The sequence below is a fragment of the Tardiphaga sp. 285_C5_N1_2 genome (assembly GCF_052076065.1).
Lineage (GTDB): Bacteria > Pseudomonadota > Alphaproteobacteria > Rhizobiales > Xanthobacteraceae > Tardiphaga > Tardiphaga robiniae.
In genome coordinates, this window is the sequence record NZ_CP197241.1 from 3,788,577 (window position 1) to 3,803,076 (window position 14,500).

A 14,500-nucleotide genomic window follows, 5' to 3' on the forward strand; every position below is an offset into this window, starting at 1 on the left:
GAGGTTAAGACGCCGCCGCACTCCGGCACACTCCTCACCCGAGAGGCAGATACTTCGTGCTTGAACTGATCGTCATTTCCACGCTCAACGGCGTCCTCTACGGCATGCTGCTATTCTTGATGGCCTCTGGCCTGACGGTGATCTTCAGCATGCTTGGCGTGCTGAACTTCGCCCATGCCAGTTTCTATATGCTCGGCGCATTCTTCGGCTTCCAGATCAGCCGCTGGTTCGGCTTCTGGCCGGCGCTGATCCTCGCACCGCTGCTGGCCGGCGCGCTCGGCGCCGCCGTCGAACGCTACGGCCTGCGTCACGTTCACAAGAACGGCCACGTCGCCGAGCTCCTGTTCACCTTCGGGCTTGCTTTCGCCATCGAGGAGATCGTGCAGATTATCTGGGGCAAGAGCCCGGTCGATTTCCGCGTACCGCCGCTGCTCGACTTCCCGGCCTTCACGCTGTTTTCCACCAACTATCCGGCCTTCAAGATCTTCATGCTGGTCGTCTCCATCGTGATCTTCATCGGATTGCTGGTAGTGCTGAAGCGCACGCGCATCGGCCTGATCGTGCAGGCGGCGTTGACCCATCCGCATATGGTCGGCCATCTCGGGCACAATGTCGGGCGTATCTTCATGCTGGTGTTCGGCGTCGGCACAGCGCTTGCGGCCGTCGCTGGCGTGATCGCAGGCCCGGCCCTGGTCACGCAATCCAACATGGCCGGTCTGCTGGGTCCGATCCTGTTCGTCGTCGTGGTCGTTGGTGGCCTCGGCTCGCTGCCCGGTGCCTTCATCGCATCATTGCTGATCGGCCTCGTGCAGACTTTTGCTGTGTCGATGAACGGCTCGCTGGCCGGCGCCTTCGGCCCGCTCAGCCCCGACTATGCCGCCACCTGGCTGTCCGACATCTGGAACGTCACCGTCGCCCAGATCGCGCCGATCATGCCCTATCTGCTGCTGGTGCTGATCCTGATCTTCCGCCCGATGGGCCTGCTGGGAACACGCGACACATGAGCGACGCCACCGCCAAAATTCCGGCAACCATCGCGCCGCCCCGCCCCGCCGCCTCCGACCGGCTGAAGTTCTACGGCATCTGGATCGCCGCCGCGCTGGCGCTGCTGGTGCTGCCGAAACTGTTCTCGTCGGGCGGATCGCTGACCACCTTCAGCCTGATCGGCATCTCGATCATCTTCTCGCTGTCCTACAACATCCTGCTCGGCCAGACCGGCATGCTGTCGTTCGGCCATGCCGTTTATTACGGCCTCGGCGGCTTCCTCGCGATCCACGCCATCAACATCATCGCCAGGAACAAGTTCGCGATCCCGCTGCCGCTGGTGCCGCTGGTCGGCGGCGCGGCTGGCCTCATCTTCGCCATGCTGCTCGGCTGGGTGTCGACGCGGCGCTCCGGTACGGCCTTTGCGATGATCTCGCTTGGCGTCGCAGAACTCGTCGCATCCTCGGCGCTGATCCTGCGCACCTTCTTCGGTGGCGAAGCTGGCGTCTCCGCCAACCGCACAAAGGTGCTTCGTCTGTTCGACTGGAGCTTCGGCCCGCAGATCCAGATCTATTATCTGGTCGCGGCCTGGACGTTGATCGCCGTCATCGCGATGTATGCCCTCACCCGCACGCCGCTCGGGCGCATGTGCAACGCCGTGCGCGACAATCCCGAACGCGTGCAGTTCGTCGGCTACGATCCGCACATCATCCGTTATATCGCCTTCTGCTTCTCTGGCCTGTTTGCCGGCATAGCAGGCGCGCTAGCCGCGATCAATTTCGAGATCGCCAATTCGGCCTATCTCGGCGCCGTGCAATCGGGCACCGTGCTGTTCGCCACCTATATCGGCGGCGTCGGCTTCTTCATCGGCCCGATCGTCGGCGCGATCTTCGTCACGCTGCTGTCGCTCGGCCTCTCCGATCTCACGCAGGTCTGGCAGCTCTATTTCGGCCTGATCTTCATCGCCGTCGTGATGTTCGCGCCCGGCGGCATCACCGGCCTTCTGATGATGCATCGTCCATTGCTGAAAGGCGGCACGCTCAGCCGTGTGCTACCGAGCTATCTCGTCGCCTTCATACCGACGCTGGCAATGATCACCGGCCTCATGCTGGCGATCGAGACCACTGTCCACTTCACCGTCAATCCCGGCGAGGATTCACACATCAAGGCGTTCGGGATTCCGTTCGACGCAGCGAACCCGGCAATCTGGGCCGTTGCCGCCGTGCTGCTGATCGGCGGCTTTATCGTCGCGCGCGAGACCTGGGCCCGCGTCGCGGCAAGCTGGGACGACGCCCTCACCGCCGCACGCGAGAAGGGAGTGGCCGCATGAGCACCGCCATCGAGCTGCGCGGCGTCGAGAAAACCTTCGGCATCACCTCCGTGATCCGCAACGTCAACCTGACGGTCGCGCAAGGCGAACGCCACGCGCTGATCGGCCCCAATGGCGCCGGCAAGTCCACCCTGTTCAATCTGATATCAGGCTATATGAAGCCATCAGTCGGCAGCATCCTGCTGCGCGATCAGGTGATCTCGGGCCTGCCGCCTTTCCAGATCAACCGCCGCGGACTGTCGCGCAGCTTTCAGGTCACCAACGTCTTTGCCAAGATGAGCGTGTGGGAGAACCTGCGCTGCGCCGTACTCTGGGCCACCGGCCATCGTTATGCGTTCTGGAAGAATGTCGACAACCTGCCCGAGGTGTGCGACCGCACCGCGCAGATCCTGCAGGATATCAACCTCGTATCGCGCCGCGACGTGCCCGCGGGTCTTTTGACCTATGCCGAGCAGCGCGCGCTTGAAATCGGCATCACCATTGCGGGCGGCGCCGATGTCATCCTGCTGGACGAGCCCACGGCCGGCATGAGTCACGCCGAAACCGAGCGCGCCGTGGCGCTGATCCGACGTCTCACGGAAGGACGCACGCTGCTGATCGTCGAGCACGACATGAGCGTGGTGTTCGGCCTCGCCGACCGCATCTCGGTTCTGGTCTATGGCCAGATCATCGCCTCGGGCACGCCGGAGGAAATCCGCGGCAATCCCAAGGTCAAGGAAGCCTATCTCGGCGAGGAAGTGGCGTGATGCTCCAAGTTCAGGACCTGCACGCCTATTACGGCAAGAGCCACATCCTGCAGGGCGTCGATCTGCATATCGATGCCGGCGAAGTAGTCTCGCTGCTCGGCCGCAACGGCGTCGGGCGTTCGACCACCGTGAAGGCCATCATGGGTGAAGTGCCGCCACACGGCACCATCACCTTCAAGGGCGCCAATATCGCCGGCCTGCCGAGCTTCAGGATCGCGCATCTCGGCCTCGGCTATGTACCGGAGCATCGCGACATCTTTCCGGGCCTCACGGTACGGCAGAACCTGATGCTGGGGATCAAGGATCCGCGTCATCCCGGCAAGTGGAAACTCGACGACATGCTCGGCATGTTTCCGAACCTCGCCGCGCGCGCCGACACTGCGGCCGGCGTGCTGTCCGGCGGCGAGAAGCAGATGCTGACGATCTGCCGGACGTTGATGGGCGATCCTGAACTCGTGATGATCGACGAGCCCACCGAGGGCCTTGCACCGATCATCGTCCAGCAGGTCGGCGACCTCATCGCCGAGATCGCACGCCGTGGCGTCGCGATCCTGCTGGTCGAGCAGAAGCTGTCGATCGCGCTGCGCATCTCGCATCGGGTCTATGTGATGGGGCACGGCCGTATCGTGTTCGAGGGAACGCCGGCCGAACTCAAGGCCAATGACGCCGTGCGCAGGGAATGGCTGGAAGTCTGAGCATCGCTTAATCGCCGTAGCTGCCCAGCTTCTCTAGATCGACCACTGTCACGCCACCATATTCGAGGCGCAGCAGACCCTCCTTCTCCAGCGTCTGCAGGCACTGGTTCGCCCTCTGCCGCGAAATGCCGCTGATGGCACCGAGCTCTTCCTGGGTGATATCCAGATGCCTGGTCGCGTCGCGATAGAGGATCGGGTTGAACAGCGAGGCAATGCAGCGCGCGAGACGCCCTGTAGCGTCGAGCCTGCGGCCATATTCAGTCAGTGCGATGAACTGACCGAGCCGTTCGTTCAACAGCGAAACCAGGAAGCGGTTGAAGCCGACACTGTTCTCGAACAGCCACATGAATGCCGGGCGCTCCATGAATGCGAGCTTGGAGTCGCGTAGCGGGACAATGTCGTAACGTCGCGGTTCGTTCTTCAGCACGCTGCCCTCGCCGAACCACGCACCGGCCGTCAGGCCGGTGATGCTGACTTCCTTGCCGCTGCGCGAGATGGTGCCGATCTTCGCCAGACCGCTCACCACGCCGGTCCAGTATTCGAACTGGTCACCGCGCATGCAGACGAATTCATTCGCCTTGAACGACTTCTCGACGATGCCGGCGCGCGCGACCTCGATCTCCTTTTCGTTCAGGTCCCGCGCCCACGCCGCGATGCGCTTGAGATGATCTGCAGCAATCATAGGGTCCGGCTTCACTTTGAATGTTGCAGCGCAAAAGAACGCGCGCGCGACAAATTGGCAGGCAGATTGTCCGCCGCGAGACATTTCAGGATACCGATTTGACGTAGGGAAGACCACCGCGAAAGGTCATTAGTAGAATGGCTTAGCGTGACCGGGCGATATAGGCTCGGGACCATCCGAGGAACGTGGATAAAGAGCGCGACAAGCGCCGTATCTGGGAGGATTTGAGTGGCGGTTGCTCTGGACGTGCGCGGGGTGTCACTGCGCTTTGGTGGCGTTCGCGCGCTCACCGATGTGAGCTTCGCTGTCAATGACGGCGAGCTGTTCTCGATCATCGGGCCAAACGGCGCCGGCAAGACCTCCATCGTCAACTGCATCTCCGGTCGCTATCGCCCAACCGAAGGCCAGCTGTTCTATCACGGCAAGGATATCACCGGGCTCAATCCCAACGCCCGTCCCGGCCTCGGCATCGGCCGCACCTTTCAGAACCTCGCGCTGTTTCATCATATGAGCGTGCTCGACAACATCATGGTCGGGCGCCATCACCTCCTGAAGAACAACTTCCTCACCGGCTCGCTGTACTGGCTGACCGGCGCGCGCAAGGAAGAGCTGGAGCATCGCCGCAAGGTCGAGGAGATCATCGACTTCCTCGATCTGCAGAGCGTGCGCAAGGCCACCGCTGGCACCCTTCCCTATGGTCTCCGCAAACGCGTCGAACTCGCCCGCGCGATGGCGCTGGAGCCCAACCTCATCCTCCTCGACGAGCCGATGGCCGGCATGAACTTCGAGGAGAAGGAGGACATGGCGCGTTATATCGTCGATCTCAATGAAGAATACGGGATGACGGTGATGATGATCGAACACGACATGGGCGTCGTGATGGATATCTCCCATCGCGTGATGGTGCTGGATTTCGGCCGCAAGATCGCCGAGGGCGATCCGGCTGCCGTGCTCGCCGATCCGCACGTCAAGCGCGCCTATCTCGGTGAAGAAGACGAAGCCCTCGTCGATCCCGACCATGCGCCTATCGCTGCGGAGAGTGCCGCATGATGGACTATGCCGGACGCATCAAACAGGCAGATACCTATCCGAAGCTGCTGCGCCTCAACGCCAAAGAACATGGCCAAGAGATCGCGCTGCGCGAGAAGGATTTCGGCCTGTGGCGGGAGTTCACCTGGGACGATTACCATGCCCGGGTGAAGGATTTCACGCTCGGCATGGTCGAGCTCGGCATCGCGCGTGGTGATGTCATCGGCATTATCGGCGATAACCGGCCGGACTGGGTCGCTGCCGAGATCGCCGCGCATGCCATCGGTGGCATGAGCCTCGGTCTCTATCGCGACGTACTGGATGAGGAAGCCGCCTATCTCCTCAACTACGGCGAAGCCAAGATCGTGTTCGCCGAGGATGAAGAACAGGTCGACAAGCTGCTCACCCTCGCCGAGCGAGTCCCTGCGCTGAAGCACATCGTCTACAGCGATCCGCGCGGCATGCGAAAATACGATGATCCACGTCTGCTGGAAGCCGACAGGCTCGCCCAGATGGGCCGCGACCGTGCGGCGCGCGAGCCGGGCCTCTACGATCAACTGGTCGATGCGACGCAGGGCGAGGATGTCGCGATCCTCTGCACCACGTCAGGCACGACATCGAACCCGAAGCTCGCGATGCTCGCCGCAGGCCGCGTGCTCGGCCACTGCGCGGTGTATCTGTCGTTCGATCCGAAGGGACCGGACGACGAATATGTTTCGGTACTGCCGCTGCCCTGGATCATGGAGCAGGTCTACGCACTCGGCAAAGGTCTACTGAGCCGGATGAAGGTCAACTTCGTCGAGCAGGCCGACACCATGATGAACGATTTTCGCGAGATCGCGCCGACCTTCGTGCTGTTCGCGCCGCGGGTCTGGGAAGGCATCGCAGCGGACGTGCGCGCACGGGTGATGGATTCATCGCCGCTGAAGCAGAGCCTGTATGAACTCGGCATGAAATCCGGGCTATCCGCACTCGCGCAAGGAAAGCGCTCGGCCGTCGCCGATACGCTGCTGTTCCGTGCCCTGCGTGATCGTCTCGGCTTCACACGGCTGCGCTCGGCCGCCACCGGCGGCGCCGCGCTGGGCCCGGACACATTCAAATTCTTCCGCGCTATGGGCGTGCCGCTGCGCACACTCTATGGCCAGACCGAGACGCTCGGCGCCTTCACACTGCATCCGCCGGATGCCGTCGATCCCGACACCACCGGCATCGCGATGGGCAGCGGCATCGAGATCGAAGTCCGCGATCCCGATGTGCAGGGCGTCGGCGAGATCGTTGTCAGGCACCCCAACATGTTCCTCGGCTATTACAAATCGCCCGAGGCCTCCGCCGCCGATCTGCGCGATGGCTGGATGCATTCCGGCGATGCCGGCTATTTCAATGACAACAAGCAACTCGTCGTCATCGACCGCATCAAGGATCTGGCACAGACCGCGCGCGGTGAACGCTTCTCCCCGCAATATATCGAGAACAAGCTGAAATTCTCGCCCTATATCGCCGAGACCGTGGTGCTTGGCGACAACCGCGATGCGCTCGCGGCGATGATCTGCATCCGCTTCTCGATCATCTCGAAATGGGCCGAGAAGAACCGCATCTCGTTCACGACCTATACGGACCTGTCGTCACGCCCCGAGGTCTATGAGATGATCCGCAAGGAAGTCGAGACGGTCAATGCCACGCTGCCGCCCGCGCAGCGGATCGCCAAATTCCTGCTGCTGTACAAGGAGCTCGACGCCGATGACGGCGAATTGACCCGCACGCGAAAAGTCCGCCGCAGCGTCATCAACGAGAAATACGCCGATATCATCGACGGCATCTATGGCGGCGCGCGGGATATCCCCGTCGACACCACCATCCGCTTCCAGGACGGCACGTCGCAGCGCATCCGCACGCGATTGGTTGTGGTGGACATGGCGCGGGATAGCGCGCGCATGGAGGCGGCGGAATGAACGTCTGTTCGCAGCATAGCGCGATGCGCATAATTATCCCCTCTCCCCTTGCGGGAGAGGGGAGCGCCGAAGGTCGACCCAAACTCACCCGGGAGAGGGGGCGCCAAACGCAGCGCTCTCGTTCGTGGCGCCCCCTCTCCCGCCTTCGCTACGCTCAGGCACCCTCTCCCACCCAGCGTGGCTTCGCCACGCTCGGGGGAGAGGGGACGATCGCATCTTCTGTTGCGGAAGCCATCGCATGAACACGCAGTTCCTCCTCCAGCTTCTGGTCAACGGCCTCGTGGTCGGTACGCTCTACGGCGTGGTCGCGATGTCATTCGTGCTGATCTACAAAGCCACCCAGGTCGTAAACTTCGCGCAGGGCGAGTTGCTACTGATCGGCGCCTGGGTGTGCTGGACGCTGCTGACCAAATATCAGGTGCCGTTCTGGCTCGGCATGCCGATGACGCTGGTGTTCATGTTCGCCTTCGGCATCCTCATCCAGGTCGTGATCCTGCGGCCACTGGTCGGCGAGCCGGTCATCTCGGTGATCATGGTGACGATCGCACTCTCGGCCGTATTCCAGGCCGCGCTGAAATGGATCTATGGCGTCAACCCGCAGCCATTCCCGCGTGTCTTCACCAGCCAGTCGGTGACGATCGGTAGCCTACAGATCCAGACCGTCTATGTGATGAGCCTCGTAGTATCGGTCGCGATGATGATCGGCATGGCGTGGTTCTTCAAGGTGTCGAAATGGGGCCTGGCGATGCGCGCCACCGCGTTCAACCAGCAGGTGGCGCAATCGCTGGGCATCTCCGTCAAGACGGTGTTCGCCATGGCCTGGGCGATCTCGGCGATGGTCTCCGCCGTCGCCGGCGTGGTGGTTGCCGTGGTCAACGGCGTATCATCGGGCCTGTCGATCTACGGCATCAAGGTGTTTCCCGCGGTGATCCTCGGTGGCCTCGACTCCATTGGCGGCGCGGTGGTCGGCGGCATCATCATCGGACTGCTGGAGAACTTCGCGCAATTCATCGACAGCGAATATCTGCACTGGGGCAATCTCTATGAGGTCGCGCCATTCTACGTGCTCATCATCATCCTGATGATCAAGCCTTACGGCCTGTTCGGCACCAAAGACATCGAGCGGGTGTAAAGCATCATGGCAAGCCCCTCCCTCATTCCCGCCGGTGACTTCCGCAGCAGCTATGCGGTCGACACCACCATCTTCCCGACCACCACCAGCCGCAACGCGGCGATCCTCGGCGTGGTGCTGATCTGCTTCGCGCCACAACTGCTCAGCGAATACTGGCTCAGCCAGCTGATCATGATCGGCATCTACGGCATCGCGGCGCTGGGGCTCAATATCCTGGTCGGCTTTACCGGCCAGATCTCCATCGGCCACGCCGCGTTCTTCCTGTTCGGCGCTTTCACCTCGGCCTATATCTCCAACAACTATCCGATCCCGGTGTTTTTCTCGATTCCCATCGCCGGCGTAGTAACGGCCATCGTGGGACTCATTTTCGGCCTGCCTGCGGCACGGTTGAAAGGGCTGTACCTCGTTATCGCCACGCTGGCCGCGCAATACATTCTGCTCGACTTCTTCTCCCGCGCCGACTGGTTCAGCGGCGGCTCGGTGCCGGCGACGGCCAAAGCGTTCTCGATCTTCGACTATACGCTGCGCGGCGACCGGCAGTATTTCTATGTGGTGCTGGCCTATGTGGTGGCGAGCTATCTGCTGGTTACCAACCTGATGCGCTCACGCGACGGCCGCGCGCTAGTGGCTGTGCGTGATCACTATCTCTCGGCCGAGATCATGGGCATCAATCTCACCAAATATCGCACGTTGTCCTTCGGCCTCGCGGCGTTCTTCGCCGGCATCGCCGGCGCGCTGTACGCGCATAACCAGCTCGTGGTCTCCAACGAGGGTTTCGGCATCGAGCGCTCGATCCTGTTCCTGGCAATGGTCATCATCGGCGGTACCGGCTCGATCATGGGCACGCTGATGGGCACGGCCTTCGTCGTGCTGCTGCCGGAAGCGATGGAATGGATCAGCATGGAGCTGAAGGGCGGCGTCATCGACAAAGCGCTGGCGCTCAACAACAACCTGACCTTTCTGCGCGAGATCGCCATCGGCCTCGTCATCATCGCGTTTCTGGTGTTCGAGCCGGACGGGCTCGCGCATCGCTGGCGGCAGATCAAGACCTACTGGAAACTCTACCCGTTCTCGCATTGACGCTTGAACGGGACGGACGACACGAGACCACAAAATATAAAATCCAACGGGAGAATGCTCATGACGATGAAATCTTTTCTAACGTCCGCATCCATTGCCCTTCTCATCGCAGGCGCGTCCGCCAGTGCGCAGGCGCAGATCGCCGTCGGCCACCTCGCCGATTATTCCGGCGGCACCTCCGACGTCGGCACGCCCTATGGCCAGGGCGTGGTCGATACCTATGCCTGGATCAACAAGAATGGCGGCGTCGGCGGCAAGCAGGTCAATCTCGATAGCAATGACTATGGCTATCAGGTGCCGCGCGCCATCGCGCTGTACAAGAAGTGGTCGGGTGCCGACAAGGTCGCGGCGATCATGGGCTGGGGCACCGCGGATACCGAAGCGCTCACCGGTTTCCTCGCACAGGACAAGATCCCGGACATCTCGGGATCCTACTCGGCGGCGCTGACCGATCCCACCGGTGCCGGCGGCAAGGCGAAGCCTGCGCCGTATAACTTCTTCTATGGCCCGAGCTATTCGGACGCGCTGCGCGCCGAGCTGACCTGGGCAGCGGAAGACTGGAAGACGAAGGGCAAGACCGGCAAACCGAAATATGTCCATATGGGCGCCAACCATCCCTACCCCAACGCGCCCAAAGCGGCTGGTGAAGCGCTTGCCGCCGAACTCGGCTTTGAAGTCCTGCCGCCATTGGTCTTCGCACTCTCGCCCGGCGATTACAGCGCGCAGTGCCTCAGCCTGAAGAGCGCCGGAGCCAATTACGCGTATCTGGGCAACACCGCAGCCTCCAACATCTCGGTGATGAAGGCCTGCAAGGCGGCCGGCGTTGACGTGCAGTTCATGAGCAATGTGTGGGGCATGGATGAAAACGCTGCGAAGGCCGCGGGCGATGCGGCCGACGGCGTGATCTTCCCGTTGCGCACGGCGGTGAGCTGGGGCGGCAACGCGCCCGGCATGAAGACGATCATGGAGATTTCGAAGATCTCCGACCCGTCCGGCAAAATCTATCGCCCGGTGCATTACGTCGCGGCGGTCTGCACCTCGCTCTACATGAAGGAAGCGCTCGACTGGGCCGCGAAGAACGGCGGCGCCACCGGCGAGAACGTCGCCAAGGGCTTCTATCAGAAGAAGGACTGGGTGCCGGCCGGCATGGAAGGCGTCTGCAATCCCTCGACCTGGACCGACAAGGATCACCGCCCGACCACCAAGGTCGATCTGTATCGCTCGAAGGTCTCCGGCGCGACCGATGGCGATCTCAACGACCTGATGGCCAAGGGCACGATCAAGCTCGAGAAGGTGAAGACCGTGGAACTGCCGCGCAAGCCGGAATGGCATGGGTGGTAGTTTGAACTAAGACGCCAGTGGCCTCCCTCCCCCAAGCAGCGTAGCTGCGCAGTGGGGAGGGTCGGCCGTAGGCCGGGGTGTGGTGTCTCCGCAAGCGCCGTCGGAGTTTGCGACTCCCCACCCGTCACGTTGTTCGCTTCGCTCTCAACGCGCCACCCTCCCCACTGCGCGGCTTCGCCGCTTGAGGGAGGGACAAGAAAGACGGAGTTCATCCTGTGCAGCCAACCATCGACACCGGCACGCGACCAGCAGCGGCCTCCACCACCGCCCCCCTGCTCGATATCCGCAACATCGAGGTCGTCTATGACGACGTGATCCTCGTGCTGCGCGGCTTGAGCATGGAGGTGCCGAAGGGCGCGATTGTCGCGCTGCTTGGCGCCAATGGTGCCGGCAAGTCGACCACGCTGAAGGCAATCTCCGGCCTTCTGAAAACCGAAGACGGCGAAGTCACGCGCGGCGAGATCCTGTTCGACGGCGCGCGCATCGACGGCATCGATCCCGACAAGATCGTCCGCCGCGGCATCTTCCAGGTGATGGAAGGCCGCCGCATCGTTTCCGACATGACCTCGCTGGAAAACCTGCGGCTCGGCGCCTTCACGCGGAAAGACAACGAGGTCTCCACCGACATCGAGATGGTCTACGATTACTTCCCGCGCCTGAAGGAGCGCACCGGCCTCGCCGGCTATCTCTCGGGCGGCGAGCAGCAGATGCTGGCGATCGGGCGCGCGCTGATGGCGCGTCCGAAGATGATCCTGATGGACGAGCCCTCCATGGGCCTGTCGCCACTGCTGGTGAAGGAAGTGTTCGCCATCATCAAGAAGATCAACCGCGATCTTGGCGTCACCATTCTGCTGGTTGAGCAGAATGCCCGCGCGGCACTCTCCGTCGCTAGCCACGGCTACATCATGGAACAGGGCAAGGTGGTGCTCGACGGCACCGCCGACGAATTGCGCGACAATGAGGATGTAAAGGAGTTCTATCTCGGCGGCGCCGGCGACCAGCGCAAGAGCTTCAAGAACCTGAAGAGCTTCAAGCGCAGGAAGCGATGGCTTTAGCTGCTCACGGCCCCGCAGGTCGCGATGCCGGTCTTGCGCGCAAGGATCGCGCGAATGCGACGCGACACCAGCAACAGGATGACGAGCACAATGATCAGGGCCATGGCAATCAGCACACGGTTGAGCGGCATTGGTCCATCATCGAGCAACAACGCCCGTCCGGACGCACCGAGATACACGTAAAACACGATCTGCGGCAGCGTGAACAGGAAAGTGACCAGGGCGAACGGGAGCAGTCTGATATTTGTCAAACCGAACAGATAATTTTGCACCGAATTGGGCAATGGTCCGCCGAACCGCATCAGTGCGACGATCCGCCAGCCTTCGTCATCGACGGCCTGGGCAACGAGGCGCCAGGCCGCATGTTTCTCGGTCTGCCGCTCCACCCAGCCGCGCAGAACGGAGCGCGCCAGCATGAAGGCCAGAGCGGATGCAGCCGCGGCGACTGGAAGAATGACGACGAGAGAGCGCAAACCGAATGCAGCACCGGCACCGAGCACGACGAATGTTCGTGGGACCGGCAAAAACGAAGAGGCAACAACCAATGCGGCGAGCACAACGGCAGCGGGAAAATCGAGCTGGCCGAAGCTTTCGAGCCATTGGACGATGCGTTCTGACGACATGATTTCCCACTAGCACGGCGCCACAGGCTACCGGAACAACCGCGACGACGCCAAACCACCAGGACACACCCAGATGCGCCACTTCGACACACTCGAGAACTGCGACCCGTCGCAGCGCCAAGCCAATCTGTTCTCGCGCCTGCCGGATGTACTGCGCCACGCGATGCAGGCGCCCGCTTATGCGGAGCATCTCAAGGGTATCGATCCCGCCGCCATCATCAACCGCGCCGCGCTGGCGGAATTGCCGGTGCTGCGCAAATCCGACCTGCCAGCCCTGCACAAGGCCAGCCCACCGTTCGGCGGCTTCGTGTCAGGCGCGACCGGCTCGTTCGGCCGGTTGTTCACCTCGCCGGGGCCCATTTTCGAGCCGGAGTCGAAGCAGGCCGATCCCTGGCGCGGCGCGCGTGCGCTCTATGCCGCCGGTTTCCGCGCGGGCGACGTGGTGCTGAATACTTTCAGCTATCACCTGACCCCCGGCGGCTTCATCTTCGACGGCGCCGCGCGGGCACTCGGCTGCGCTGTGATCCCCGCCGGCCCGGGTAACACCGAACAACAGCTCGAACTGATTGAAGCCTATCGACCGGCCGCCTATAGCGGCACGCCGGATTTTCTGAAGATCTTGCTGGATGCTGCGAAAGCCTCCAAGCGCGACATTTCCTCGATCAGGCGCGCCATGGTGTCCGGCGCAGCCTTCCCGCCATCGCTGCAGGCTGAGATCGCATCGCGCGGTGTCGAGGCCTATCAGGCCTTCGCCACGGCTGATCTGGGTTTCATCGCCTATGAGAGCACGGCCCGGGACGGGATGATCGTCAATGAGGACCTGATCCTGGAAATCGTAACCCCCGGGACCGGCGAACCCGTGGCCGAGGGCGATGTTGGCGAGATCGTGGCGACGTCGCTGGATCCGCACCACCCGTGGATCCGGCTGGCTCTGGGCGACCTGACGGCCGCCCTGCCCGGCCCCAGCGCCTGCGGCCGAAGCAATATGCGCATCCGGGGCTGGATGGGCCGCGCCGACCAGGCCACCAAGGTCAAGGGCATGTTCGTGCGGCCCGAACAGGTCGCCGAAATCGGCAAGCGGCACCCGGAACTCGGCCGGCTACGGCTGGTGGTGTCCAGAGACGGTGAAAATGATGCCATGGTGCTGAAAGCCGAAGCGGCGGCCCGGGACAAGCCCGGCCTGCAGGAGGCCGTCACAGCCACGCTCAGGGCCGTCAGCAAGCTCGGTGGCGCCGTGGAGCTGGTGGCGCCGGCATCGCTGCCCAATGACGGCAAGATCATCGCGGACGAGCGCGGGAACTGACCGGGCAGGACTGCCGCGGCGCATCATAAAAAGCCGGACTTCCCCGGGCGATCCTGCTATGCAGCCGCCCAGATCGAGGATGCCTGCTGCCGTGAGACTGAATTTACCACAAATTGTCGAGACCTGGCTGTTGCGCCCCACGGTGTCGAAGATCATCAGCTTCGGCGTGATCGGCCTCGGCAACACCCTCATCGATCTCGCCATCTTCACCCTCGCCTATCAGGTGCTGAAGCTGCCGCTGGTGCCCGCCAATGTCATAGCCTGGCTGGTGGCCGTATCGTGTTCCTACGTGATGAACACCATGATCACGTTCCGCGCCGAATCCGGCCGCGTGCTGCGGCGGAAGGATTATCTCAGCTTCGTCGCCTCGGGTGTATTAGGCGTGATCGCGACTACCACCACGCTCGTGGTGCTGTCGCACTTCATGCCGGTCTATGCCGCCAAGCTTCTGGCCATTTTGGTTAGCTTCATCGTGAATTTCACGATGTCGCATTTCGTGGTGTTTCGGACCAAGCCGACGGATCCGAACGAAGCCATCCGCTAGATCGCAC

At 62.4% G+C, this 14,500-nt stretch carries 14 protein-coding genes; 12 read left to right on the forward strand and 2 right to left on the reverse strand.

Annotated features, from left to right (window positions below; genetic code table 11):
* Nucleotides 1-56 precede the first annotated feature (56 nt).
* From AB7951_RS17985 to AB7951_RS18000, 4 genes are read left to right on the forward strand one after another with little or no spacing between them, the layout of a single operon-like run.
* Nucleotides 57-1,004: a branched-chain amino acid ABC transporter permease gene (locus AB7951_RS17985; RefSeq protein WP_068738207.1), complete on the forward strand. Its 948-nt coding sequence runs from the start codon at nt 57-59 to the stop codon at nt 1,002-1,004.
* Complete coding sequence (locus AB7951_RS17990) at nt 1,001-2,314, forward strand: ABC transporter permease subunit (RefSeq protein WP_441255964.1); 1,314 nt, start codon at nt 1,001-1,003, stop codon at nt 2,312-2,314. The genes AB7951_RS17985 and AB7951_RS17990 overlap by 4 nt, the downstream gene beginning before the upstream one ends.
* Entirely contained in the window at nt 2,311-3,060 is a 750-nt protein-coding gene (locus AB7951_RS17995; protein ID WP_441255965.1) for an ATP-binding cassette domain-containing protein, read from the forward strand. The genes AB7951_RS17990 and AB7951_RS17995 overlap by 4 nt, the downstream gene beginning before the upstream one ends.
* On the forward strand, nt 3,060-3,755 hold the full coding sequence (locus AB7951_RS18000; protein ID WP_089268120.1) for an ABC transporter ATP-binding protein: 696 nt from the start codon (nt 3,060-3,062) through the stop codon (nt 3,753-3,755). The genes AB7951_RS17995 and AB7951_RS18000 overlap by 1 nt, the downstream gene beginning before the upstream one ends.
* Nucleotides 3,756-3,762: 7 nt before the next feature.
* On the opposite strand, the gene AB7951_RS18005 is transcribed toward AB7951_RS18000, so the two are convergent.
* On the reverse strand, nt 3,763-4,437 hold the full coding sequence (locus AB7951_RS18005) for a Crp/Fnr family transcriptional regulator (protein WP_093760121.1): 675 nt from the start codon (nt 4,435-4,437) through the stop codon (nt 3,763-3,765).
* A gap of 228 nt (nt 4,438-4,665) precedes the next feature.
* Here AB7951_RS18005 and AB7951_RS18010 point away from each other — a divergent pair, with 228 nt between their 5' ends.
* The 6 genes from AB7951_RS18010 to AB7951_RS18035 all read left to right on the forward strand — a co-directional run bounded on the left by AB7951_RS18010 (nt 4,666) and on the right by AB7951_RS18035 (nt 12,023).
* A complete protein-coding gene (locus AB7951_RS18010) occupies nt 4,666-5,487 on the forward strand; it encodes an ABC transporter ATP-binding protein (RefSeq protein WP_093760123.1) in 822 nt (273 codons plus the stop codon).
* Nucleotides 5,484-7,415, forward strand: coding sequence for an AMP-binding protein (locus tag AB7951_RS18015; RefSeq protein WP_441255966.1), 1,932 nt, complete (start codon nt 5,484-5,486; stop codon nt 7,413-7,415). Before AB7951_RS18010 ends, AB7951_RS18015 begins: the two co-directional genes overlap by 4 nt.
* Nucleotides 7,416-7,653: 238 nt before the next feature.
* The gene (locus tag AB7951_RS18020) at nt 7,654-8,547 is read left to right on the forward strand and encodes a branched-chain amino acid ABC transporter permease (protein ID WP_089268124.1); all 894 of its coding nucleotides are present in this window, start codon (nt 7,654-7,656) and stop codon (nt 8,545-8,547) included.
* Nucleotides 8,548-8,553: 6 nt separating this feature from the next.
* Nucleotides 8,554-9,627: an ABC transporter permease subunit gene (locus AB7951_RS18025; RefSeq protein ID WP_441255967.1), complete on the forward strand. Its 1,074-nt coding sequence runs from the start codon at nt 8,554-8,556 to the stop codon at nt 9,625-9,627.
* Between the two features lie 60 nt (nt 9,628-9,687).
* On the forward strand, nt 9,688-10,968 hold the full coding sequence (locus tag AB7951_RS18030; RefSeq protein ID WP_441255968.1) for an ABC transporter substrate-binding protein: 1,281 nt from the start codon (nt 9,688-9,690) through the stop codon (nt 10,966-10,968).
* Between the two features lie 215 nt (nt 10,969-11,183).
* Complete coding sequence (locus tag AB7951_RS18035; RefSeq protein WP_441255969.1) at nt 11,184-12,023, forward strand: ATP-binding cassette domain-containing protein; 840 nt, start codon at nt 11,184-11,186, stop codon at nt 12,021-12,023.
* Here the strand turns inward: AB7951_RS18035 and AB7951_RS18040 are convergent.
* Nucleotides 12,020-12,646 (reverse strand): VTT domain-containing protein, encoded by a 627-nt coding sequence (locus AB7951_RS18040; RefSeq protein ID WP_441255970.1) that lies wholly within the window; start codon nt 12,644-12,646, stop codon nt 12,020-12,022. The two genes, AB7951_RS18035 and AB7951_RS18040, sit on opposite strands and share 4 nt — an antisense overlap.
* A 73-nt stretch (nt 12,647-12,719) precedes the next feature.
* On the opposite strand from AB7951_RS18040, the gene AB7951_RS18045 reads away from it, so the two are divergent.
* Together AB7951_RS18045 and AB7951_RS18050 are read left to right on the forward strand one after the other, a co-directional pair.
* The gene (locus tag AB7951_RS18045) at nt 12,720-13,949 is read left to right on the forward strand and encodes an AMP-binding protein (RefSeq protein ID WP_441255971.1); all 1,230 of its coding nucleotides are present in this window, start codon (nt 12,720-12,722) and stop codon (nt 13,947-13,949) included.
* 91 nt (nt 13,950-14,040) lie between these two features.
* Complete coding sequence (locus tag AB7951_RS18050) at nt 14,041-14,493, forward strand: GtrA family protein (RefSeq protein ID WP_441255972.1); 453 nt, start codon at nt 14,041-14,043, stop codon at nt 14,491-14,493.
* Nucleotides 14,494-14,500: the final 7 nt, after the last annotated feature.

What these genes read in the sequence shown, in the direction of transcription:
- AB7951_RS18015 (WP_441255966.1), top strand. Translation starts at nt 5,484, where the DNA reads ATGATGGACTATGCCGGACGCATCAAACAGGCAGATACCTATCCGAAG.
- AB7951_RS18045 (WP_441255971.1), top strand. Translation starts at nt 12,720, where the DNA reads ATGCGCCACTTCGACACACTCGAGAACTGCGACCCGTCGCAGCGCCAA.
- AB7951_RS18025 (WP_441255967.1), top strand. Translation starts at nt 8,554, where the DNA reads ATGGCAAGCCCCTCCCTCATTCCCGCCGGTGACTTCCGCAGCAGCTAT.
- AB7951_RS18000 (WP_089268120.1), top strand. Translation starts at nt 3,060, where the DNA reads ATGCTCCAAGTTCAGGACCTGCACGCCTATTACGGCAAGAGCCACATC.
- AB7951_RS18040 (WP_441255970.1), bottom strand. Translation starts at nt 12,646, where the DNA reads ATGTCGTCAGAACGCATCGTCCAATGGCTCGAAAGCTTCGGCCAGCTC.
- AB7951_RS18020 (WP_089268124.1), top strand. Translation starts at nt 7,654, where the DNA reads ATGAACACGCAGTTCCTCCTCCAGCTTCTGGTCAACGGCCTCGTGGTC.
- AB7951_RS17995 (WP_441255965.1), top strand. Translation starts at nt 2,311, where the DNA reads ATGAGCACCGCCATCGAGCTGCGCGGCGTCGAGAAAACCTTCGGCATC.
- AB7951_RS18005 (WP_093760121.1), bottom strand. Translation starts at nt 4,437, where the DNA reads ATGATTGCTGCAGATCATCTCAAGCGCATCGCGGCGTGGGCGCGGGAC.
- AB7951_RS18030 (WP_441255968.1), top strand. Translation starts at nt 9,688, where the DNA reads ATGACGATGAAATCTTTTCTAACGTCCGCATCCATTGCCCTTCTCATC.
- AB7951_RS17990 (WP_441255964.1), top strand. Translation starts at nt 1,001, where the DNA reads ATGAGCGACGCCACCGCCAAAATTCCGGCAACCATCGCGCCGCCCCGC.